Source organism: Actinocorallia sp. A-T 12471, from assembly GCF_033875155.1.
Classification (GTDB): Bacteria; Actinomycetota; Actinomycetes; order Streptosporangiales; family Streptosporangiaceae; genus Actinocorallia.
In genome coordinates, this window is the sequence record NZ_JAWZTE010000005.1 from 168,462 (window position 1) to 190,037 (window position 21,576).

A 21,576-nucleotide genomic window follows, 5' to 3' on the forward strand; every position below is an offset into this window, starting at 1 on the left:
ACCACTGGGGGCTTAGAACTTCGTTCTAGAAGGAGGCTCCGGTGGAGGTCACCGGCGTGGCGCAGAAGCAGGCGTGGATCGACAGGGTGCTGCCGCCCGTGGAGCGGGTGCGGCCCGGGCTGTGGTCGGTGCCGGTGCCGCTGCCGGACAACCCCCTCAGGTATGTGCTGGTCTATGTGCTCGAAGGGCCGTCCGGCGTCACGCTGATCGACGCCGGATGGGACACCCCCGAGGCGTGGGACGCGCTCAACGCGGGGCTGAAGACCGCGGGCTATGCGATGGGGGACGTCAAGGGCGTCCTCGTCACGCACATGCACCATGACCACTGGGGGCTCGCGGCGCGGGTGCGCGAGGCGTCGGGGGCGTGGGTCGGGCTGCATCCGGAGGACGCGCGGCTCATTGACGAGCGGCACACCGACCCCGCCGGGCTCGTCGCGGCGATGATGGCGCAGATGGCCGAGCACGGGGTGCCCGCCGACTCCGCGGGGACCCTCGCCGACGCGTCGACGAAGATGCTCGCGATGACCGGCCACGCGATGCCCGACCTGATGCTCGAGGACGGCACCGCCCCGCCCGTCGAGGGCTGGGACCTGCGGACGGTCTGGACGCCGGGCCACTCGCCCGGCCACGTGTGCTTCCACGACGTCCGGGGCGGCCTGCTGCTGTCCGGCGACCACGTGCTGCCCAGGATCACCCCGGCGATCGGGCTGTTCCCGCGCGCGTCGGACGATCCGCTCGGCGCGTTCTTCGCGTCGCTGGAGAAGGTCAGGGACCTTCCGGTGGCCGAGGTGCTGCCCGCGCACGAGTACCGCTTCGCCGGGCTCGCCGACCGGGTGGGCGCGCTGCTCGCCCACCACGGCGCGCGCCTTGACGAGATCACCGCGGCGCTCGCGGACGCCGCCGAGCCGCCCACCACCTGGGAGCTCGCGCAGGAGCTGACCTGGTCGCGGCCGTGGGACGAGATCCAGCCGTTCATGCGGCGCACCGCGATGCTGGAGACCCTCGCGCACCTCGTGGTGCTGGAGAAGGCGGGCAAGGTCGCGCGGCGCGGGGGAGCGCCGGTGCGCTGGGGCGCGGCGCGGGTCACGGCGGGGTGAGCAGCGGACCCGCCCCGATGTAGCCGGACAGGTGCGGGCACGACACGCGGCGTTCCAGGTGCAGCGCGTCGTGGTGGACGCGTTCGGGCGGCAGGCCGAGCGCACCGAGCCTGCCGACGGTGTCGGCGACCATCTCGGCGGGGCCCGACACGTACGCCTCGCGCTCGCTGAAGTCGCCGAGGTCGGCGAGCACTTCGGCGACGCGGCCGTGCAGCCCGTCGTAGGAGGGGTCCTCGGAGACGACGGGCACGACCCGCAGCCACGGCTGTTCGGCGGCGAGGCGGAGCAGGTCGGGCAGGTCGTACAGGTCGTCGCGGTGGCGCGCGCCGACGACCAGGTGGACGCGGCGGCGGCCGCCCTCGGCGGCGACCTGCTCCACGATCGCCTTGAGCGGGGCGAGGCCGGTGCCTCCGGCGACGCACAGCAGGTCGCGGTCGCCGTCGCGGGCGAGCGTCATCGCGCCCATCGCGGGGCCGAGCAGGACCGAGTGGCCGACCTCGGTGTGCCTGACCAGCGCCGAGCTCACCCAGCCGCCCGACAGCGAGCGGACGTGGAAGCTGACCCTGCCGTCGGCGCGCGGCGCGTTGGCGATGGAGAAGGGCCGCCACATGCGCGGCCATCGCGACACCTGGAGGCTGACGTGCTGGCCCGCCTCATACGGCAGCGGCTGCGCGGGCCGGACGGTGACGACGGCGAGGTCGCCGCCGCGCCGCTCGTGCCCGACGACCTCGCCGATCCACCAGGGCGGCGCGATGAGCGCGTCGGCGACGGCCGCACCGTGCATGATCTCCGAGGCGATGCCGTAGGCGGTGGCCCAGCTCTCCTCGATCTCCGGCGTCCAGCGCTCGCCGAGGAACTTGCGGACGGTGGCCAGCAGCGCGCCGCCGACCGCGGCGTAGTGCGCCTCGGAGACGCCGAACTTGCGGTGGTCGCGGCCGAGTTCGCTGAGGTAGGTGGTGAGCGCGTCAGGGCTGTCGAGGCTCCACACGATGGTGGTGAGCGCGGTGAACAGCCGGTTGCGCTGCACGTCCATCGACGGCGGGAACAGCGCGCGCAGCTCGGGGTGCTCGGCGAACAGCCTGCCGTAGAAATATGCGGCGGCCCTCGGCGAGTCCGGTTCGAGAAGTGCGAAGCTCTCTTTGACGAGCCGGGGATTCAATGACATGTGGCAATCTCGCCCCCCTTGGCAAAACTGTCAAAACTGGCAAACCCACGGAAAACACAGGGAAAATCAACGGCGACTGTGGAGCCGGCCGTCCACCCCGGACGCCACCCGCTTCCCCCCTTGGCCGCGGGTGTCGGTACGCACGGTGCCGATGGCCTTGCTCGGAGTGTTACACCAGGGGTGGTGAAGCTCAACCGTTTCCCGATAAGACGCCCCACTATCTACGATGGGTGACAGGCTGTGCTCATGGGGTGATCACCCGGAGGAGTGGAATACCGTTCGGTAGCCTGGGCTTTTCGGGTGAAAGGCCCTTTTCGCGGGGGAGGGAGGCGTGCCGCATTGACCGGGGCGTCCGGGCGGCATGACATTCCTTACACCCCGGAAGAGATCGCTCCTACCGGAAATTCATCTCGGTCTGCTACGGCCCGGGGCTGTCCACCCGCACGCGGGTGCGGCAAGCTACCTAGGGGACAAGGGAGGGTGCTGATGGCTCGTCCGTTGATCGGTGTCACGACCTACCAGGACGCCGCCCGCTGGGGCGCGTGGGTCCGCGAGGCGGCGCTGCTGCCCGTGTCCTACCAGCGCTCGGTGGAACGCGCGGGCGGCCTGCCCGTGCTGCTGCCTCCGCTCGCCGACCTCGAGGGGGCGCCCGAACTCGTCGCGCGGCTCGACGCCCTCGTCGTCGCGGGCGGGCCCGACATCGACCCGTCGCGGTACGGGGCACGGCCGCACGAGCGCACCGGCGAGCCCAACCAGGCGCGCGACAGGTACGAGTCGGCCCTGCTGCACGCGGCGGTCGACGCGCACCTGCCGTTCCTCGCGGTGTGCCGGGGGATGCAGCTGCTCAACGTGGTGCGCGGCGGCACCCTCATCCAGCATCTGCCCGACGAGGTCGGCCACGAGGGCCACGCGCCGGTTCCCGGCAGGTTCTCGCGGCACCGCGTGCGGATCGCCCCGGAAAGCCGGACGGGCAAGGCGATGGGCGCGTTGGCCGACGTCCCCACCTACCACCACCAGGCCGTCGGACGGCTCGGCTCAGGGCTCGTGGCGGTGGCGTGGGCCGCCGACAAGGTGATCGAGGCGGTGGAGCTGGAAGGGCACCCCTTCGGCGTCGGCGTGCAGTGGCACCCGGAGGAGGGCGACGACCTGAGCCTGTTCCAGGCGCTCGTCGCCCAGGTCGCCGTGGCGGCCGCGGGCGAGGCCGACGCCGTCGGCTGACGGCGGCGCGGCCCCGCGCGGTCCCTCTGTGCGACCTCTGTGCGACCTATGTATGCGACCTATGTATATGGAGAGGGATTCAGTAGGACTTCGGCAGGCCGAGGTCGTGCTGGGCGATGTGCGCGAGGACGAGTTCCTCGGCGACCGGGATGTTCTTGCCGATGCGCGCGTCGCGGAACATGCGGGCGACGGGGTACTCCAGGGAGTAGGCCATGCCGCCGTGCGTCTGGAAGGTGCGGTCGGCGGCCTGCCAGGCGGCCTCCGACGCGGTCAGCTTGGCGATGTTGGCCTCCGAGCCGCACGGCTCGCCCCGGTCCCACAGCCACGCGGCCTTGTAGGTCATGAGGCGGGCCAGCTCGGTCTGCGCCTTGATCTTGGCGAGGGGGAAGGCGAGCGCCTGGTTGGTGCCGATCGGCTTGCCGAAGGGCGCGCGGTCGATGGCGTAGGACACCGCGACCTTCAGCGCGGCCTCCGCGCCGCCGACGCCGGCGGCCGAGGCGAGGATGCGCTCGGGGTTGAGGATGTCCCACAGCACGGCGAAGCCGCCGTCGACCGCGCCGAGCACGTCGTCCTCGGTGACGCGCAGGTCGTCGAGGAAGACCATGCTGGAGGCGACGGTGTTGGTGCCGAGCTTGGGGATCGGCTGGTAGGTGAGCGTCCCGGCCTCGACGGCTGCCTTCACGTCAACGATGAAGACGGTGAAGCCGTTGGCGCGCGGCTTGGCCTCGGCGGCGGGGATGGTGCGGGTGACCAGGAGCATGTAGTCGGCGCGCTCGACGCCGGAGATCCAGATCTTCTGGCCCTTCACCAGCCAGCCGTCGCCGTCGCGGCGGGCATGGGTGGAGATGTTGATGGCGTTGCTGCCCGCGTCGGGCTCGGTGAGCGCGAAGCACGTCTCGATCTGGCCCTGGGCGAGGCCGGGCAGGTACTTGGCCTTCTGCGCCTCGGTGCCGTGCCGGGTGACGGTCAGCGCGCCGAAGCCGGGGCTCAGCAGGTAGATGAAGGACGCGGCGGCCCCCGCGCCGGAGCCCGCCAGGGACTCGAGGGCGACGGCCAGTTCGAGCAGGCCCTGGCCGCCGCCGCCGTACTCCTCGGGGACGGCGAGGCCGAGCCAGCCGCCCTCGGCGAGGTCGCGGTAGACCTCCTCGGGCCAGCGGTGCTCGTCGTCGCACCTGTCCCAGTACTCGTAGCCGTACTTGGCGGTGACAGCGGCGATGCCGTCGCGGACGGCGAGCGCGCTCTCCGGCAGGGTGAAGTCCACCGGTCGCCTCCTTTGTGGTTTGGTGCGTTTCCAGATGAACGCACCCTAACCGATCGCCGTAAGTAATCACTGACCAACCCTGTCGGTTCTCGTGTAGACGTTGAAGGTCGGCGGCCTGAGGAACCCGACGAGCGTGATCCCGGCCTGCGCGGCGAGCGACACCGCGAGCGACGACGGGGCCGACACCGCCGCGAGCACCGGGATGCCCGCCATCCACGCCTTCTGCGTCAGCTCGAACGACGCCCTGCCGCTCACCAGGAGGATGTGCTCGCGCAGCGGAAGCAGCCCCTCCTTGAGCGCGTGGCCGACGATCTTGTCGACCGCGTTGTGCCGTCCGACGTCCTCGCGCAGGCAGCGCAGCTCCCCGTCCGCGGTGAACAGGCCCGCCGCGTGCAGGCCGCCGGTGCTGGCGAACACCTTCTGCGCCTCGCGCAGCACCCCCGGCAGCGACGTCAGCACCTCGGCCGACACCGCGACGGGATCGGCCGCGACGTCGAAGGCCGCGCGGCGGGCCAGGTCGTCGATGGTGTTCGTGCCGCACACCCCGCACGCCGACGTCGTGGTGAAGGCGCGGACCGGGCCGTCATAGGGGCGGTCGAGCGCGACGTCCACGATGTTGAACTCGTCGTCGCCGCACGACTTCATCGCCACGAGCTCGGCGGGCCCGGAGATGACGCCCTCGGCCAGCAGGAACCCGGCGACGAGGTCGAAGTCCGCCCCCGGCGTGCGCATCGTGACGGTCAGGGGACGGCCCCCGATCCGGATCTCCAGCGGCTCCTCGACCGCGAGCGTGTCCACCCGCTCGGTGCTGCCCTGTCCCGTCCAGCGGTCGATCCGCCGCCGCTCGGTCACCCGTCCCACGTCAGCCCTCTTTCTCCGCCCGTCACGCGCGCGGCGTAGCGCCGCCGTGCACACCGTGACGTGCGTGTTCGCCTCCCGCCCAGCGTAGAGCGAAGACGCGGTCCTGGCCGGGGTAGGACTTGGGGCGCGCGGGCCCGTGCGGACCGCGGAGCCAAGTGGTAGTCCTGATGCTCTGAATCCTCCGTCTTCCTGCATCTATTGGATGAAAGGTCTTGTGGCTCGAGTGTGACGCGCGTTACGGTACCAAGCGCTTGGTCTGTAAACGGATCATTACTCGCGGAGGGGTGGCCGATGGCGAGTGTGCCCGTGATGGTCACCGTGAAGATGCGCGGAGTGCTCACCCAGATAGGTGAGCTGTTCACCATCGCGCTCGAAGGTCTGAGACGTACCTGGGACATCAGGAACTGGTTCTGGGAGTTCGTCGAACAGTGCTGGTTCCTGGCCAGGGTGACCACCCTGCCGGTCATCCTCATCGCGCTCCCGCTCGGCGCGACGGTCGCCCTCCAGGTGGGCGACCTCGCGGGACAGCTCGGCGCGCAGTCCGCCACCGGCGGCGCGGTCGTCGTCGGGCTCGTCAGAGAGGTCGCGCCCATCGCCGCGGCCCTCATCATCGCGGGCGCGGGCGGCTCGGCGATGACCTCCGACATGGGGGCCAGACGTATCCGCGACGAGCTGTCGGCCATGGAGGTGATGGCCGTCAACCCGGTCCACCGCCTGGTCACCCCGCGGATGTGGGCCGCGAGCCTGGTGTCCACGATGCTGTCGTCGCTGGTCATCCTGTCCGGCGCGATCGGCGGGTTCTTCTTCAACGTCCTGCTCCAGGACGTCACGCCAGGCGCCTACTTCGACGGCGCGCTCGGCCTGCTGCAGATCTCCGACCTCGTGGTGACCCTCTTCAAGGCGTGGCTGTTCGGCCTCATCGCCGCGATGGTCGCCTGCTACAAGGGCATGACGTGCGAGCAGAGCCCCGTCGGCGTGGGCCGCGCGGTCAACCAGGCGACGGTCGTCGCCCTGCTCCTGGTGTTCGGCTTCAACTACGTGATCACCACCATCTACGTCATCGCCTACCCCCCGAAGATCTGAGGCGCGATGCTGACGAACGTCCCACGCAAGGCCGTGCTCGGCGCGGCCCGCGGCTCCACGGCGGCCGTCGAACGGTTCGCGGGCCTGTCCGGCTGGCCGCTGTTCCTCGGCCGCGTGCTCCTGTACTGCTTCCGCGACATCATCTTCCGCGCCAAGTACGCCAAGACCGTCGGCCAGCACGTCAGCGACATCGTCGTCGGCGTCGGCGGCACCGTCGTCGGCGGCGGCATGGTGTTCGTGACGTTCACGATGTCGCTGTTCGTCGGCACCGAGATCGGACTCCAGGTCTACACCGGCCTTGAGATCATCGGCGCGGAGTCCTTCATGGGACTCGTCGGCAGCTTCATCAACGTCCGCGAGATCACCCCGATCATCGCCGCGATCGCGCTCGCCGCGCAGTGCGGCTCGGCCTTCACCGCCGAGCTCGGCGCGATGCGGATCAGCGAGGAGATCGACGCGCTCGAGGTCATGGGCATCAACTCCTTCGCCTACCTCATCTGCACCCGCGTCGTCGCCGCGCTCATCGCGCTCGTGCCGCTGTACCTGATCGCGCTGTTCGCGAGCTTCTTCGCCACCCGGTTCGTCTCCACGGAGTTCTTCGGGCTGGCCCCCGGCGTCTACGACTACTACTTCCACCTGTACCTGCCGCTGAAGGACCTCGCCTTCAGCGCGGTCAAGGTCGCGGTGTTCGCCTTCGCCGTCATCACCATCCACTGCTACTACGGCTACAACGCGACCGGCGGCCCCGTCGGCGTCGGCACCGCCGCGGGCCGCGCCATCCGGCTGTCGATCGTCATGATCGTCACTCTCAACCTGCTGCTGTCCTATGTCTTCTGGGGCCAGGGCGGAACGGTGAGGCTCTCCGGATGACCGAACACTCCCTGGCCCGCAGGGCGGCGATCTCCGCCGTCACCGTCGTGGCCACCGCGCTGCTGCTGTTCGTCCTCATCACCAAGCCGTACGAGAGCGAAGGTGACAAGTTCACCGCCGAGTTCGGCTCGGCGGGGCAGGGCCTCGGCACGACGTCGCCGGTGAAGGTGCGCGGCATGCACGTCGGCAGGGTGAGCGCGATCGAGCTGCTGCCGAACGGGCGCGCCCGCGTCACCATGACGATGCACCCCGGCGTGCGCGTCCCGGACACCGCGACGGCGTCGCTGGAGCCCGAGTCGGTGTTCGGGCCGAAGTTCATCAACCTGCTGCCCGGCGAACACGAGGTCGGCGGCCCCTACCTCGCCGCGGGGACCGCGATCGGCAAGACGTCCGACCCGCGCGACCTCAACGACCTGCTCGCCGACGCCAACCAGACGCTCGCCGCGCTCGACCCCGCCGAGATGGCGATCATCGTCGACGCGCTCGCCTCCGGCCTCGCCGGGCAGGGCCAGAACCTGCGCGAGACGATCGACAGCGTCGGCGTCATCGTCGGGGTCGCGCACGACAACCGGCGCAACGCCGAGCTGTTCCTCGCCGACCTGGCCAGGCTCGCCCGCATCGGCGGCGCGGGCGAGGACATCGCGGCGATCGTCGCGGGCACCAACGCGGTCATCGAGACCGCCGCGCAGGGCGACGGACGGCTGCGCGCCTTCGCCGACGCCCTGTCGGGCATCTCGGGGCTGACCGCGCACGGCCTGTCCTCGCACGGCGGCGACCTGCGCGACGGGTTCCACTCCGCCGAGCGCGCCGCGGGCGTCATCGACGCCCAGCTCGGCAGGCTCGGCCCCGGTCTGCGCACGATCGTGAACCTCCTGCCGGTCTACAAGGCGGTCGCGTGGCCGAAGGCCCCCGGCGACCGGCGGATGCTCGCGGTCAAGGTGCTGATCCCGGCGAACCCGTGCGCGATCATCCTCGGCGTCTGCCCGAGCGACGCGACAGGCAAGAACGCCAAGCCCGGCAAGAAGACCGGCAAGAACAGTGACACGAAGCAGAAGGGGAACCGCTGATGGCGGGCGCGAGCGAGATGCGCCGGCAGCGCCGGGCGACCTTCCTGCGGCTCGCCGCGTTCTTCGCGGTGACGGGCCTGCTCACCTTCCTCATCGGCAGCCAGATCGCCCGCGTGTCCTTCGACAGCGGCTACAAGCTCGTCGCGGTCTTCGACGACGCCACCGGCCTCATGCGCGGCGACGTCGTCAAGATCGCGGGCGCGCCGGTCGGGCGGGTCGACTCGATCGAGGTCGACAAGGGCAAGGCGGTCGTCCAGCTGTCGGTCCAGAAGCGCTACCGGGTCCCGGCCGACAGCGAGGTCGCCATCCGCTGGCGCAGCGCGGTCGGCCAGCGCGTCGTCTACGTCATCCCCGGCACCGCGCCGGAGAAGATCAAGGACGGCGCGCGGATCACCAAGACCCGCTCGGTCGTGGACATCGGCGAGCTGGTCGACCAGCTCGCGCCGCTCGCGCGCAGCCTCGAGCCGGAGCGGCTGAACCAGATCCTCACCGCGATCTACCTGGCGCTCGACGGCAACAAGGAGGAGGTCACCCAGCTGATCTCCGACGTCGACCAGCTGTCGTCCACGATCGCCGCGCGCCGCACGACCCTCAAGAACATGCTGAAGGACTACACGACGATCACCGAGGTCCTCGCCCGCAGGGACGGGCAGATCCGGCAGATGACCGACAACCTCGTGGAGCTGACCGAGGCGTTCGTCCGCAACCGCGAACTCCTTGACGACGCCATCGTCGAGCTGTCCAAGACGTTCCGGACGTCCGACGCGCTGCTCACCGGCAACGGCGACCAGCTCGACCAGGTCATCGGCGGGCTCGCGCTGGTCGCCGCGGGCATCGAGCACAACCTCGGCAGTATCGACAACGTGCTGGAGCTGACCGGGCCGAAGCTGCAACGGCTGTTCTCGGCCTTCAACGACGGAGAGTACGCCAAGGGCAACGTGGCATGCCTGACCCTGGTCCCGGGCCAGTGCCCCTACCCGGTCGTCCTCAAGGACTACCAGGGCAAGCCGCAGGACCCCGCCCTCCTCCGCAAGATCCTGATCGGGGGAAGCTGATGGCGCTGAAGTCATTCCGTGACAGGTCGCCGATCGTCGTCGGCCTCGTCTCGCTGCTCGCGCTCGGCACGGCGATCGCCGTCACCTTCGCGGTCGGCACGATGGGCCTGTTGAAGAGCCAGTACAAGATGAGCGGCATCTTCGCCGACACCGGCGGCCTGCGCGACGGCAACGACGTGCTCGTCGCGGGCGTCCGGGTCGGCGAGGTCACCGGGGTCAAGCCCGACTTCAGGGCCGGGCACGTCCTGGTCACCTGGAAGGTCGACTCCGGCGTCGAACTCGGCCCCGACACCCGCGCCGAGATCCGGATGACCAACATCCTCGGCGGCCGCTACCTGCGGCTCACCGGACCCGTCATCGCGCCGTACATGGAGGACAAGCCGGAGCGCGAAAGACAGATCCCGATCCGGCGCACCCAGATCCCCACCACGGTCAACGACGTGCTCCAGGAGGGCACGAACGCGTTGCAGGGCCTCGACGCCGAGACGTTCGGCAAGGTCCTCGACAAGCTCGGCGGGCTGCCGAAGAAGAGCCGCAAGGAACTCGCCGACGCGCTCAGCAACCTCTCCGACATCGCCGAGGAGCTGAACGGCGAGGACGTCGAGATCGGCGAACTCCTCGACAACAGCGAACGGATCATCGGCACGGTCCGCGACAAGGAGAAGACGCTGTCGAACCTCGCCGACAACGCGATGACGCTCATCTCCACGCTGCGCCAGCGCCGCACCCAGCTGTCCCTGCTGCTCGGCTCGGGGTCGGGCACGGTCAAGTCGCTCGACTCGCTGATCCAGGGCCAGCAGAAGGACCTGATCAGCCTCCTCGACGACCTCGGCCGCACCACCGACGCGATCGACCCCCGCATGGACGAGCTCAACGCCGCGATGACGTGGGCGGGCCCGTCGCTCACCGCCTTCACCAACATCGGCAACACCGGCAACTGGGTGGACACCATCTTCACGCAGATCGGCCAGCTGTCGCCCGCCGACCTCGCCAAGCTCAACGCGCTGATGAAGGAGGCACGCAAATGAGGCGGGCCCTTCCCGCGTGCGCCGCGCTCGTCCTCACCCTGACGGCCGGCGGCTGCTCGGTCGTCGGAGGCACGGGCACGTACACGCTCACCGCGGACTTCGCCAAGACCCCGTCCCTGTACGAGGGGTCGAGGGTGAAGGTGATGGGCGCAGACGTGGGCACCATCGACAAGATCGACGTTGACGAGAAGAACGGCGGCGTCAAGGTCACCCTCAGCGTCCGCTCCGACGTGCCGGTCCCCGCCGACGCGCGCGCCGCGATCCTCGCCACCAACACCATCGGCGAACGCAACATCGTGCTCTACCCGGCGTGGAAGGAGGGCGTGCCGGAGATCGCCGACGGCGCGGTCATCCCGCGCGACCGCACCGACCTGCCCGTCGAGATCGACGAGGCGCTCGAGGCGTTCAGCGCGCTCGCCGAGTCCGTCGACCCCGACAAGCTCCGCGACACCTTCGCGGGCGGCGCGGACATCCTGCGCGACAAGGGCGACGGCCTCAACCAGGGCCTCCAGACCGTCGGCGACCTCACCAGCGACCTGGCCGCGCAGGACGAGCGGCTCGTGCGGCTCGCGACCGACCTCAACGACCTCGCCGCCTCGCTCAACGCGCGCGACGAGAAGCTGAAGGCGCTGTTCACCGCGTTCAACGACGCCGGCGGCCTCCTCGCCGACGAACGCGACACGCTGCGCGGGTTCATCGGCGGACTCGAAGCTGTCATCAAACGCGGCGACGTGATCGTCGAGGCGTACCACGAGAAGCTGCCGCGGACCGTCGCGGACGCGTCGGAGATCGTCATGTCGATGAAGGCGAGCACAGGGTCGCTCGCCGAGGCCATCGCCGGGCTCGCCAAGTTCACCGACACCGTGGTCCGCGCCTACGACCCCAAGCGCAAGATGATCATCGTCCGGCTGCAGATCAGCGGGATCGCCCGCGCCTGGCTCCAGCCGCTTTACACCGCGATGGGCCTCGGGCCGGTCCCGTGCCTTGACCAGCCGCTCGGCAACTGCCCCACGAAGGTCGTGGACAAGAAGCCCAAGAAGCCCAAGACCGACAAGAAGGCAGGTGGCTCGTGAGGAAACCCCTGCTCGCCGCGGTCCTCGCCGTCTCCTGCACCGCGTGCTCGGTGCAGACGCTCGGCGCGCCCAAGGGCGGCTTCGAGTTCGAGGCGGAGTTCACCGACGTGCAGGCCCTCGTCGTCGGGCACAGCGTGCAGATCTCCGACGTGCGGGTCGGCACCGTCACCGGGATCGAGCTGTCCGACGACTTCAAGGCGCACGTCACGATGGAGCTGAAGTCGGGCACGTCGCTGCCGCAGGGCGTCAGCGCGGCGATCGCCAAGACCTCCCTGCTCGGCGAGAACTACGTGCGGATCATCCTCCCCGACGGCGCCGTCATCGGGCAGGGACCGAGCCTGCCGGAGGGCGCGGTCATCACCGAGACGTCCGTGCAGCCCGACCTGGAGAGCATCTCCGAGAAGGTCGGGCCGGTCCTCGCCGCGCTCGGCGGCCAGAACCTCAGCCAGATAGTCGACGCCGTCGCCACCGCGCTGAAGGACAAGGGCCCCGAGCTGAACAAGCTCATCAAGGACATCAGCGACGTCGGCGACAGCTACGCCGGGGCCGCCAAGGACCTCCAGGACACCATCGACGGCCTCGCCAGGCTCGGCAGCGCGCTGGAGGCCAAGAGCGGCGACCTCGACGCGCTCCCCGGCCGGATCATCGTCGCCACCGACCGGATCGAGGCCGACCGCAAGGAGCTGAAGAAGGCGGTCCAGGAGCTCGTGGCGCTCGGCGAGCAGTTCAACGACAAGATCGAGACCCGGCACGCCGCCCGGCTGAAGACGCTCCTGACCAAGCTCGACCGCATCCTCAAGGCGATGCTGCGCGGCAAGGAGACGCTGAAGGCGCTCATCAAGGGCCTCGACACGGGCCTGCTCGCCGCGCCCTCGCTCACCTACAAGAGCCAGGGCCTGATGCTGGTGTGGCTCGCCGGGTTCGTCGGGTTCGACTCCGACCCCTCGCACGTCACCGCGAACCAGGGCGCGGGCGAGCCCGTCGACCTCACCACCGCCGCCGACCGGGCGCTGTCGCCCATCGGCCACAAGGGGGACTGATGCGGCCCAGAATCCTGCTCAACCTCGTGGCGTTCGCCGTCCTGGGCGTCGTGCTCGTGGTGTGGGCGCTCACCAGCATCGTCACCGTCGACGCGCTGCGCAGGCCCTTCACCGTCGAGGCCGAGTTCGCCTCGTCGCCGGGTCTTCGCACCGACCTCGAAGTGGCCTACCTTGGCGTACGGGTCGGCTCCGTCGACACGGTCCGGCTCGAGGAGGGCAAGGTCGTCGTCGCGATGCACATGGACCGGGGCGTGGAGGTGCCGTCGAACTCCGGGGCCGCGGTGCTGCGCAAGTCCGCGATCGGCGAGCCGTACATCGAGCTCAGCCCGCCGCCGGCGGCTCCCGAGCGGTCGCTGCGGCAGGGCGACGTGATCCCGCTCGCGCGGACCGAGGTCGCCGTGGAGTACAAGCGCCTGTTCGACGGCGCGGGCAACCTCCTCAAGGCGGTCGACCCCGACGACGCGCGCACCCTCGTGCACGAGCTCGCGACCGGCCTCGAAGGCCGCGACGTCACCATCCGCGACCTCATCGGCGACGCCCACCAGCTCACCGGCACCCTCGCCGAGAACGCCGAGACCCTCGACAAGCTGTCGGTCCAGCTGACCGAGCTGACCGACATCCTCGCCGACGGCGGCCCCGAACTCGCCTCGGGACTCGACGGACTCGCCGGGGCGACCCAGGCACTCTCCGACAAACGCGCAGAACTCAACTCCATCCTGGAGAACGGCCCCGCGTTCATGCGCGAGGTCGAGGCGCTGCTGAACGACTCGCGTCCTGGCTTCAGCTGCCTGCTGACGGCGCTCGGCACCCCGTCGCCGCCGCTGTTCACCCCGCAGGCGAGCAAGCAGCTCGGCCACGCGCTCGGCCTCATGACCGGGCGCTTCCCGAAGATCGTCAATGACGTCATCGAGAAGGGCCCCGGCGGCGACTACGCCCGCGTCACCATGGTCATCACCGGCGGCGGACCCGTCCCGGCCGCCAAGGAGTACGCCGAGCGCGCCAAGGGGCCCAAGACCCCGCGCCTTTACTACTGCACGAAGGCGTACAAGGCCGACGACCTCGAGGAGAAGACCGCGGAGCCCGTCTCGGTCACCGGCAAGCCCGCGCGCGCGGCAGGGCCGTTCACCGAGGTCGAGGCCCCCGACCAGGCGCAGGCCAGGCCCGCCGCCGAATCCTCGCCGGCCGGACGCTGGCTGACCCTGATCCCGATCATCCTGGCCGCGGCGATCCTCGCCGTGACCGCCCGCCGCACCCTGACCGTCGTCCGCAGGCGCGGCGGCCGCTAGCCCCAGGAGGCCCCGATGAGCCACACCGCACAGCAGCCAGAGACCGACGCCGAAGAAGCCGTCGCCTCCCCGGCAGACCCGGAGGAGACGGAGGCCGCTGCGGCGGACGAGGCGAAGGCCGAGGAGACCTCGGAGTCCGAGTCCGGGAAGCCCGAGGCGGAAGAGAGCGAGACCGTCGAGAGCAAGGCGGTTGAGGGAGAGGTCGTAGAGAAGAAGCGTAGGCGGCTGCCCAGGGTCTCGCTGGACGACAGGGTGACGGCCGTCGTGGTGCTGCTCGCGCTGACGGCGTCGATCGTGACGGCGGCGTTCCTGTGGCGCGCCTACGCGGGTGCGTCCGACGAACTCGCCGGGCAGCAGCAGGTGCGGACCCGCTCGGCCGAGGTCGTCACCGCGTTCCTGCTCTACGACAAGGACGACCTCGGCGGCTGGGAGAAGCGGCTGACCGACCTCGCCGCACCCGACTACCGGACGGCGGTGAGCGGCGCGATCAAGCTCCAGGAACCGCTGATCACCCAGCTCAAGGCGTCCTCGGAGGTCGCGGTCCGCGACGTGTTCGTCAACGACTTCGACGGGCCCGTCGCCAAGGCCGTCGTCGTCGCCGACAGCCAGATCGTCAGCGACAAGTTCGTCCGCACGGTCACCGGCATGCGGCTGCTCGTGGAGCTCCAGCGGCAGGGCGACGGCGCGTGGCTGCTGAGCGGGCTCGGCGTGCTCGGCATCGACGAGGAGGCGTTCACCGACCCGTCGGGCAACCCGGTGAACGCCGACGACATCGAGGTCCCCGCGATCCCCGGTGCCGAGGACGGCTCCTGACCCCGTGCCGCGCGCTTGACGAGGCCGTCTAGCGCGCGGCGAGCACGGCTTCCTGCCGCTCCTTCTCCCCGGCGGGAGAGGGGGCGGCGAGCCGCTTTCCCCACCGCTGGAACGGCAGCTCGATCCACCGGTAGGTCGCCCAGCTCACCGCGAGGACCGCGCCCAGGAACACCGCGAGCCACACCGCCCGGGTCGGCCCGACCACAAGGTGCTCGTGGACCGGCAGCAGCAGGATCGGGTGCACGAGGTACACCGAGAAGCTGATCGCGCCGAGCCACAGCAGCGGCCCGGGGACGCGACGGCGGCGCACCGCCCACCCGGCGGCGAAGCTCAGCAGGGCGGCGAGCAGGGGGACGATCCAGTCGGCGGTGAACTGCCGCACGAGCGTGCCGTCGAGCACCGGGTAGCCGTGGACGAGCCCTGCCGCGACGCTGCACCCGACCACCGACGCCGTCGCCAGGGCGGCCGTCCAGGCGCGGCCCTGCCCGTGCTCGGCCCGGTACAGGGCGGTGCCGAGGAACATCACCGCGAGGATCGACACGCTCTCCCACACCCCGGCGCGGCTGTTGAAGAGCAGCAGGCACAGGCCGAACACGCCGCCCGCGAGCGCTCCCGCACGGGCGATCCCCGCGCGTCCCGAAACCGCCGCGGCGATCGCGAGCGCCATCACCGCGAACGCACCCAGGACGACGGGCGCGATCCCGGCGTTGTCCGAGATCCACTGCTCCGGGAGCAGTCCGCCGAGGGCGAGCGCGCCGACCGCGAAGGCCATCGTGGTCGCCGCCGACGCCCGGTGCCGGCCCGCGACGAACAGCGCGGCGACGAGGAAGTAGAAGACGAGTTCGTACGACAGCGTCCACAGCACGTTGAGCGCGCTGGGCACGGCCAGGAGGTCCTGGAGCATCGTGAGGTGGGCGACGATCGCGACTGGCGTGCCCGCGTCGTCCAGGCCGCCGTGCAGCCTCCACGCGCCGAACGCGGCGGGCACGGCGGTCGCGGCGAGGCAGACCAGCAGCAGAGGGTAGATCCGGGTGGCCCTGCCGATCCAGAACGCGCGGAGCCTTCCGTGCCGTTCCAGGGACGCGGGAATGATGTATCCGCTGATGAGAAAGAACAGGAGGACGCCGTATTTGCCGGGATTGAACCAGGTGTTGACCACGGTGTGCTGGTCGGGCGTGAAGTACGCGGCGCCGTGATGCGCCGCGACGACCAGCGCCGCGACGCCGCGCAGCATGTCGAGCCAACCGAGCCGGACGGGAGAGGGGTGGGCCGTCGGGAAAGGCATCCCGTAACCCTAGGCGCTGGGAGTGGGCCCAGGAAGGTCGGTGCGGAAATTCTCAGACAAAGGGAAGATGTGGTCCAGGCGGTCGGCCGAAGCGAGCGGCGGCGAGTCCGCGCTGGGATATTTTTGAACACATGCGCGCCGAGGCAGAAATCCAACACCGGATCTCATCCGGATACGCCGCTCTCGTGGCGCTCTACCAGATCCTCCAGACCAGGGGCAGGGAGCCGGGCGCGGTCCCGTCGGCCGACTGGGCCGCGCGCCTCGCGGTGCTGCGCGTGCTGCGCGAGGGCGACCTTCCCGGCAGCCGCGCCGCGCTCGCCGACGCGCTGCTCGCCCCCGCCGAGCGCAGCGTTCCCGACGTCGCGGTGAGCACAAGGCCCGAGCGGCTCGGCGAACTCGTCGCGGAGTCGGTGCGGCTCGGCGAGCGCGTGCTGTTCGTCGGCCCGCCCGAGGCGCTGCCGGAAGACCTGCTCGCCGTCGGGCCGGAAGGACAGCCCGTCGGCTCCGCGTTCGGCCGTGAGCTGGAACGGCTCGGCGGCGGCCTCGCCGCGCTCGACCGGCTGCACGCCGCCGGCGAGGCGCTGAGCCGGGCGCGTGCCGCACGCGAGGCAGCCGAGCGCGACTCGGCCGCCCGGCGCGTCGGCCTCACCGCGGCCATCGACGCGGCGCTCGGCGCGAAGGCGCAGGCCAGGGCGGCCGCCGACCACGCCACGGGCGCATTGGAGAACGCGGTCATCGAAGAGCGCGAGGCGTCGGCTGACTCCGCCGAGCGCCTCGCGGCCTTCACCGCCGCCAAGACCGCGGCCGACGAGGCGGCCGACGCCGCCAACGAGGCGGCGCGGGCCGCGCAGGCCGCACAGCAGCACGCGGTCTCCCTCGAACAGCGGCTCGCCGCCGCAAGGGCCCAGGTCGCCGGGGCGGAACAGGCGGAGGTCGACCTCGGCCGCCGCCTCGACCAGGCGCGCGAGCAGCTGCCGGCCGCCACCGCCGAGGCCGAGCGCACCGCGGCGGCGGCCACCGAGGCCGAGGCGCTCGCCCACGCCACCTACTACCGGCTCGCCAGCGCCGAGTCCGCGCTGGCCGCCGTCCGCAAGCGGCAGAGCCTCGGCCAGCGGCTGCACCTGGCCCCGGCGAGCTCCGAGGTCGCCGACAAGCGCGCGGCGGTCGCCTCGTGCCGACTGGAGAACGAGCAGGCCCAGAACCGCGCGGTCGAGCTCCAGGGGGCGCGGCAGCGCGCGGAGTCCGAGCGCGCCGGGATCGCCGCGTTCCTGGAGAGCGGCGACCGTGAGATCGGTGCGGCCCGCGAGGCGCGCAGCCGGGCGGCGGCCGACATCCCGCGCCTCGAAGAGGATCTGCTGCCCGCCCGCGCCGAGCACGAACGCCTCGCCGCGCTGGCCGCCGAGGCCGCCGCGCACGCCCGCGCGACGGCCGAGCCCGCCGACCAGGCCCGCGCGCAGGGCATCGCCGCAGAGGAACGCCTCGCCGCCGCCCGCGCCGGGCTCGCCGCCGCCGAGAAGAACGCCGCCGAGACCGCGCAGGCCGTCACCGTCACCACCCAGACCCTCGTGGACGCCGAGGCCGCGCTCGCGGACCTGGAGAAGACCATCACCTCCGACGCGAGCCGCATGCGCCGCGAGGAGGAGACGGCGCGCGAGGCCGTCCAGAGCGCGAACGAGGCCGCCGCGCAGGTGCTCGGCGGGGAGCCGGAGGGCGCCTGGCGCGCCGAGGCAGAGGCGCGCCGCGCCCTGCTCACCGGACGGCCCGCCGAAGCCGCCATGATCACCTGCGCCGACCCCGACCGGGTGCCGCCGGGGGTGTGGGACGTCCTGTATGTCGCGGATGCCGGGTCCGTCACGGATGGGGACTTCCTCCTTGCCGCCGTCCATGCGCGCCGTTACGTGCTGAGCGCCGCGCCGGACGCTGCAGGGCCCGTCCCCGATCCCTCGCTGCGGCGGTTCCTCGGCGCGCTGGCCGTCCTGGCGGGGCTGCGCGACGATCCGGACGCCGCGACCGCCGCAGAAGCCGAACGCCTCGCTTCCACGAACCTGTGGGAAGGGCTCTACGCCGAGTTGTACGGGAAGATCGTGCGACGGCTCGGCGGGCTCGGCCTCGATCCCGTCAAGGCGCTCGACGACGCGGTGGCCGAGCGCCTCGAGACGTCGGTGTTCGCCCGCTGCCTCGCCGCCTCCTGACGGTCACGCCTCGCCGCGCGCCGCCCTGACCAGGCCGTCGAACAGCGCCTGCTGGAAGGGGTCGGCCTCGGCGGTGTCCTCGGGATGCCACTGGACGGCGAGGAACCACGCCGCGCCGTCGGCGCGCTCGACCGCCTCGACCGTGCCGTCGGCGGCGCGCGCGGTCACCGTCAGGCCCTCGGCGAGCGTCTCGACGGCCTGGTGGTGGAAGCACGACACGGGCAGCGGCTCCCCCTGCGCGGTCTTGGCGAGCAGCGAGCCGGGCTCGGGCGTCACCCGGTGCGCGTAGGCCATGTGGTCGGGGTCGAGGTGCTGGCGCAGCGTCCCGCCCGCCGCGACGTTCGCCACCTGGAGGCCGCGGCAGATCGCCAGCGTCGGCAGGCCGCTTGCGAGCGCGTGGTCGGCGGCTGCGAGGTCGAACGCGTCCTGGGCGTCGTTGACGTCGTAGACCCGCTCGTGCGTCTCGTCAGCCCCGTACCTGCGCGGTGAGATGTCGCTCCCGCCCGGCAGGAGCAGGCCGTCACAACGGCTGAGGCGTACGGCGGCCTCCTCGGGCGCGCCCGGGTACATGACGAACGGCTCACCGCCCGCCCGCCACACGGCCTCCGCGACGGCACGCGCCGCGACCACCCCCGCGTACCTGAGCGCGGTAGCGCCTGCGGAAAAACGCCCGGGAACCGCGATGAGCGGACGAACTGCCACACATACTCCAAGACCATCAGGGCGCGCGCACCCCGACTTTACGCCCGGCCCCTCTCCGGAGGGGCCCTTTCGACCCGACGGGGACCGTGCGCGGGTTGATCCACGGGTGCGGGACGGGCAGGCTCATGGGGTGAGCGATGTGCGTGAGATCGCGCGGGAGTTGGCCGACGGGCTGCTGTTCCCGGACGCGGCACGGGTGGACCGGCTTGACCTCGTGCCCTCCGGGCATCTCGCCGCGCTGGCGGACAGCGGCCTGTACGGGCTCGCCGTCGACGCCCCGCCCGACGTCTACCAGGACGTCGTGGCGATCCTCGCGGGCGGCTGCCTGGCGACCGCGTTCGTCTGGCTGCAGCACGCGGGCCTGGCCAAGGCGCTTGCCGGATTCGGGACGCACCCGGATCTGCTCGCCGAACTACGGACAGGGCGGGTCAAAGCGGGCGTGGCGCTCGGCGGGCTGTGGCCCCACGCGCCGCTGCGCGCCCGGGAGGACGGCTACGGGGTCGTCCTCGACGGGGCGTCGCCGTGGTTCACCGGGTGGGGGCTGGTCGACGTGTTCCTGCTCGCCGCCCGCGACGAGCACGACAGCATCCGCTGGATGTACCTGGACGCCGTGCCCGGGCCGTCGCTGGCCGCCGAACCCCTCGACCTGACGGCCGCGCGCGCCAGCGGCACAGTCCGTCTCGTGTTCGACGGGCATCGGGTGCCGGCCGAGCGGCTGCTCGGTGCGGAGCCGTCGGAAGGGCTCGCCGAACGCGACAGGGCGGGGCTGCGCACCAACGGCTATCTCGCGCTCGGGGTCGCCGAGCGCTGCGCCGCGCTCATCGGGCCGAGCCCCTGGGACGCGCGGGTGGCCTCCGTGCGCGCCAGGCTCGGCGAGGCCGAACCCGAGGGGCTTCCGGAGGCGCGCGCGGCGGTCTCCGACCTCGCCATGCGCGCGGCGGCCGGGCTCGCCGTCGCGGAAGGCAGCGGCTCGGTACTGCGCGGCGGAAACGCCGAAAGACTCGTCCGCGAGGCGGCGTTCCTCCTCGTGTTCGGCACCCGCCCGGCCATCAAGTCCGCCCTCGCGGCGCGGCTTCAGGGCTGAGGCGTCACAGCAGCGCCGTCACAACCGCGCGGCGGCGGGGACCGCGGCGGCGCGCTCACCCAGCGTGCGGATCATCGCGTCCTGGGTGAACGACGCGAGCAGCCGCCCGCCCCTGGTGAGGATCTGGCCCCGCACATGCGACATGCCCGCGCCGACATAGGTGCTCTCGTGGTGGTACCGCAGCCAACCGTCCCACTCGACCGGTTCGTGGAAGTGCACGGAGATCGTCAGGGGAGCCGTGGAAAGCGTGTGATGTGCCTGCGCGGGGCCGATGCCGGGATGGGCGCGCAGGGTCGTCGCGATCGACAGATGGCCGGTGAAATGGGCGAGCAGCGCGCGGCGCAGGTCAGCGCGGTCGGGGATCGGCAGATACCGCAGCCACGCGTCGAGCAGCGGCGGGCCGGTCTCGGCCGGGTCGTTGCGGTCGCGGACGCCCTCGATCCGCAGCGTGCGTCCCGGCAGCGGCATGGGGGAGTCGTAGGCGGCCTCGGGGCCCTGGGGCGGCGGACCCGTCCAGCGGTCGCGGCGGACGACATCGGGCTGCGGCCGGTCGAGCAGCACGTTGACCGTCGTCTTGGGCACGCCGCCTTGCGCGGCCGTGACCGTCGCGAAGACGAACGAACTCCCAGCGCGCAGGGGCGCGACGGTGAAGGAGATCGGCTCGTCAGGACGCGTCGCGGTCGCGAACATCGCCTGCGCGGTCCTGACACTGAGGTCAGGGAACGCCTTCGCGGCGGCGACGACCGACTGCGCGAGCAGCTGGCTCCCGTCCACGACCTGACGGCCTCCCGCGTCGGAGCCGCCTTCGTAGGACAGGTCGTCGAGGGCGGTGACGTCGAAGACGTCGAGGAGTCCGAGGAGGGTGGACTCGCTCATCGGTGCGTCCCGGTGTAGGCGCCCTTGCCGATCGCCACGGTCACCTTCTCCTGGTCGAAGGCGAGATATCCGGCGATCCTCGCGACCTCGGGGAACGGGTCGGGATAACTCCACGCCACCCAGTCGTCGTCGCCGTCGACGGCCCGCCAGTACGCGGCCTGCCCCTTGAACGGGCAGACGCTGTGCAACTCGATCGCCACGAGCCTCCCGAAGTCCACCGAATCAGCCGGAAAGTAGACGACAAGCCCATGGTCCTGCTCGTCCACCACAAGACACGACGCACTACGAGCCAGCACCACCCCGCCCAGCGCCGCAGTGAACACATTCGTCCTGGCCAGCACATCAACCCGATAGTCAGGACGCTCTTTCCACAGCGACCGCACCTTGCTGGAAACCAAAGCAGAACCTCACTCTCATCCAGGGAGAACCCACCTCCCCATAGGACCACCCAGCACCCACCCCTGACAACCCACCCACCCATACCCACCCACCCACCCACCCCAAGAAGCCCCCACCCCCA

The 21,576-nt window shown here is 71.4% G+C and carries 20 protein-coding genes; 13 read left to right on the plus strand and 7 right to left on the minus strand.

Features of this window, described 5'->3' with window-relative positions; translation table 11 throughout:
- The first annotated feature begins 41 nt into the window (after positions 1-41).
- Positions 42-1,097 (plus strand): MBL fold metallo-hydrolase, encoded by a 1,056-nt coding sequence (locus tag R9X44_RS16270; RefSeq protein ID WP_319815005.1) that lies wholly within the window; start codon positions 42-44, stop codon positions 1,095-1,097.
- Here the strand turns inward: R9X44_RS16270 and R9X44_RS16275 are convergent.
- The gene (locus R9X44_RS16275) at positions 1,084-2,262 is read right to left on the minus strand and encodes a globin domain-containing protein (protein WP_319815006.1); all 1,179 of its coding nucleotides are present in this window, start codon (positions 2,260-2,262) and stop codon (positions 1,084-1,086) included. The genes R9X44_RS16270 and R9X44_RS16275 overlap by 14 nt on opposite strands.
- Positions 2,263-2,748: 486 nt before the next feature.
- On the opposite strand from R9X44_RS16275, the gene R9X44_RS16280 reads away from it, so the two are divergent.
- Positions 2,749-3,480 carry a gamma-glutamyl-gamma-aminobutyrate hydrolase family protein gene (locus tag R9X44_RS16280; protein WP_319815007.1) on the plus strand — a complete coding sequence of 244 codons (732 nt, stop codon included), beginning with the start codon at positions 2,749-2,751 and terminating at the stop codon, positions 3,478-3,480.
- A gap of 79 nt (positions 3,481-3,559) precedes the next feature.
- On the opposite strand, the gene R9X44_RS16285 is transcribed toward R9X44_RS16280, so the two are convergent.
- Both R9X44_RS16285 and fdhD read right to left on the minus strand, forming a co-directional pair.
- Positions 3,560-4,741, minus strand: coding sequence for an acyl-CoA dehydrogenase family protein (locus R9X44_RS16285; protein ID WP_319815008.1), 1,182 nt, complete (start codon positions 4,739-4,741; stop codon positions 3,560-3,562).
- Between the two features lie 66 nt (positions 4,742-4,807).
- Positions 4,808-5,602, minus strand: coding sequence for a formate dehydrogenase accessory sulfurtransferase FdhD (fdhD, locus tag R9X44_RS16290; RefSeq protein ID WP_319815009.1), 795 nt, complete (start codon positions 5,600-5,602; stop codon positions 4,808-4,810).
- A gap of 291 nt (positions 5,603-5,893) precedes the next feature.
- Here fdhD and R9X44_RS16295 point away from each other — a divergent pair, with 291 nt between their 5' ends.
- From R9X44_RS16295 to R9X44_RS16335, 9 genes are read left to right on the plus strand one after another with little or no spacing between them, the layout of a single operon-like run.
- Positions 5,894-6,685 carry an ABC transporter permease gene (locus R9X44_RS16295; protein ID WP_319815010.1) on the plus strand — a complete coding sequence of 264 codons (792 nt, stop codon included), beginning with the start codon at positions 5,894-5,896 and terminating at the stop codon, positions 6,683-6,685.
- 6 nt (positions 6,686-6,691) lie between these two features.
- Positions 6,692-7,555, plus strand: coding sequence for an ABC transporter permease (locus tag R9X44_RS16300; RefSeq protein ID WP_319815011.1), 864 nt, complete (start codon positions 6,692-6,694; stop codon positions 7,553-7,555).
- Positions 7,552-8,622, plus strand: a complete 1,071-nt coding sequence (locus R9X44_RS16305) for an MlaD family protein (protein WP_319815012.1) — start codon at positions 7,552-7,554, stop codon at positions 8,620-8,622. The genes R9X44_RS16300 and R9X44_RS16305 overlap by 4 nt, the downstream gene beginning before the upstream one ends.
- Positions 8,622-9,677, plus strand: a complete 1,056-nt coding sequence (locus tag R9X44_RS16310) for an MlaD family protein (protein ID WP_319815013.1) — start codon at positions 8,622-8,624, stop codon at positions 9,675-9,677. The genes R9X44_RS16305 and R9X44_RS16310 overlap by 1 nt, the downstream gene beginning before the upstream one ends.
- Positions 9,677-10,705: an MlaD family protein gene (locus tag R9X44_RS16315; protein WP_319815014.1), complete on the plus strand. Its 1,029-nt coding sequence runs from the start codon at positions 9,677-9,679 to the stop codon at positions 10,703-10,705. The genes R9X44_RS16310 and R9X44_RS16315 overlap by 1 nt, the downstream gene beginning before the upstream one ends.
- Positions 10,702-11,778 (plus strand): MlaD family protein, encoded by a 1,077-nt coding sequence (locus R9X44_RS16320; RefSeq protein ID WP_319815015.1) that lies wholly within the window; start codon positions 10,702-10,704, stop codon positions 11,776-11,778. The genes R9X44_RS16315 and R9X44_RS16320 overlap by 4 nt, the downstream gene beginning before the upstream one ends.
- Positions 11,775-12,818, plus strand: coding sequence for an MCE family protein (locus R9X44_RS16325; protein WP_319815016.1), 1,044 nt, complete (start codon positions 11,775-11,777; stop codon positions 12,816-12,818). Before R9X44_RS16320 ends, R9X44_RS16325 begins: the two co-directional genes overlap by 4 nt.
- A complete protein-coding gene (locus tag R9X44_RS16330) occupies positions 12,818-14,104 on the plus strand; it encodes an MCE family protein (RefSeq protein WP_319815017.1) in 1,287 nt (428 codons plus the stop codon). The genes R9X44_RS16325 and R9X44_RS16330 overlap by 1 nt, the downstream gene beginning before the upstream one ends.
- 15 nt (positions 14,105-14,119) lie before the next feature.
- On the plus strand, positions 14,120-14,917 hold the full coding sequence (locus R9X44_RS16335; protein ID WP_319815018.1) for a hypothetical protein: 798 nt from the start codon (positions 14,120-14,122) through the stop codon (positions 14,915-14,917).
- A gap of 28 nt (positions 14,918-14,945) precedes the next feature.
- On the opposite strand, the gene R9X44_RS16340 is transcribed toward R9X44_RS16335, so the two are convergent.
- A complete protein-coding gene (locus R9X44_RS16340) occupies positions 14,946-16,202 on the minus strand; it encodes an acyltransferase (RefSeq protein ID WP_319815019.1) in 1,257 nt (418 codons plus the stop codon).
- Between the two features lie 131 nt (positions 16,203-16,333).
- Between R9X44_RS16340 and R9X44_RS16345 the strand changes: the two genes are divergently transcribed.
- Positions 16,334-18,394: a hypothetical protein gene (locus R9X44_RS16345; RefSeq protein WP_319815020.1), complete on the plus strand. Its 2,061-nt coding sequence runs from the start codon at positions 16,334-16,336 to the stop codon at positions 18,392-18,394.
- 3 nt (positions 18,395-18,397) lie between these two features.
- Here the strand turns inward: R9X44_RS16345 and R9X44_RS16350 are convergent, their stop codons facing one another.
- Positions 18,398-19,096 (minus strand): gamma-glutamyl-gamma-aminobutyrate hydrolase family protein, encoded by a 699-nt coding sequence (locus R9X44_RS16350; RefSeq protein ID WP_319815021.1) that lies wholly within the window; start codon positions 19,094-19,096, stop codon positions 18,398-18,400.
- 130 nt (positions 19,097-19,226) lie between these two features.
- On the opposite strand from R9X44_RS16350, the gene R9X44_RS16355 reads away from it, so the two are divergent.
- Positions 19,227-20,180 (plus strand): hypothetical protein, encoded by a 954-nt coding sequence (locus tag R9X44_RS16355; RefSeq protein ID WP_319815022.1) that lies wholly within the window; start codon positions 19,227-19,229, stop codon positions 20,178-20,180.
- An 18-nt stretch (positions 20,181-20,198) separates the two neighbouring features.
- On the opposite strand, the gene R9X44_RS16360 is transcribed toward R9X44_RS16355, so the two are convergent.
- Entirely contained in the window at positions 20,199-21,056 is an 858-nt protein-coding gene (locus tag R9X44_RS16360) for an acyl-CoA thioesterase (protein ID WP_319815023.1), read from the minus strand.
- Positions 21,053-21,454 carry a DUF427 domain-containing protein gene (locus R9X44_RS16365; protein WP_319815024.1) on the minus strand — a complete coding sequence of 134 codons (402 nt, stop codon included), beginning with the start codon at positions 21,452-21,454 and terminating at the stop codon, positions 21,053-21,055. The genes R9X44_RS16360 and R9X44_RS16365 overlap by 4 nt, the downstream gene beginning before the upstream one ends.
- Positions 21,455-21,576: the final 122 nt, after the last annotated feature.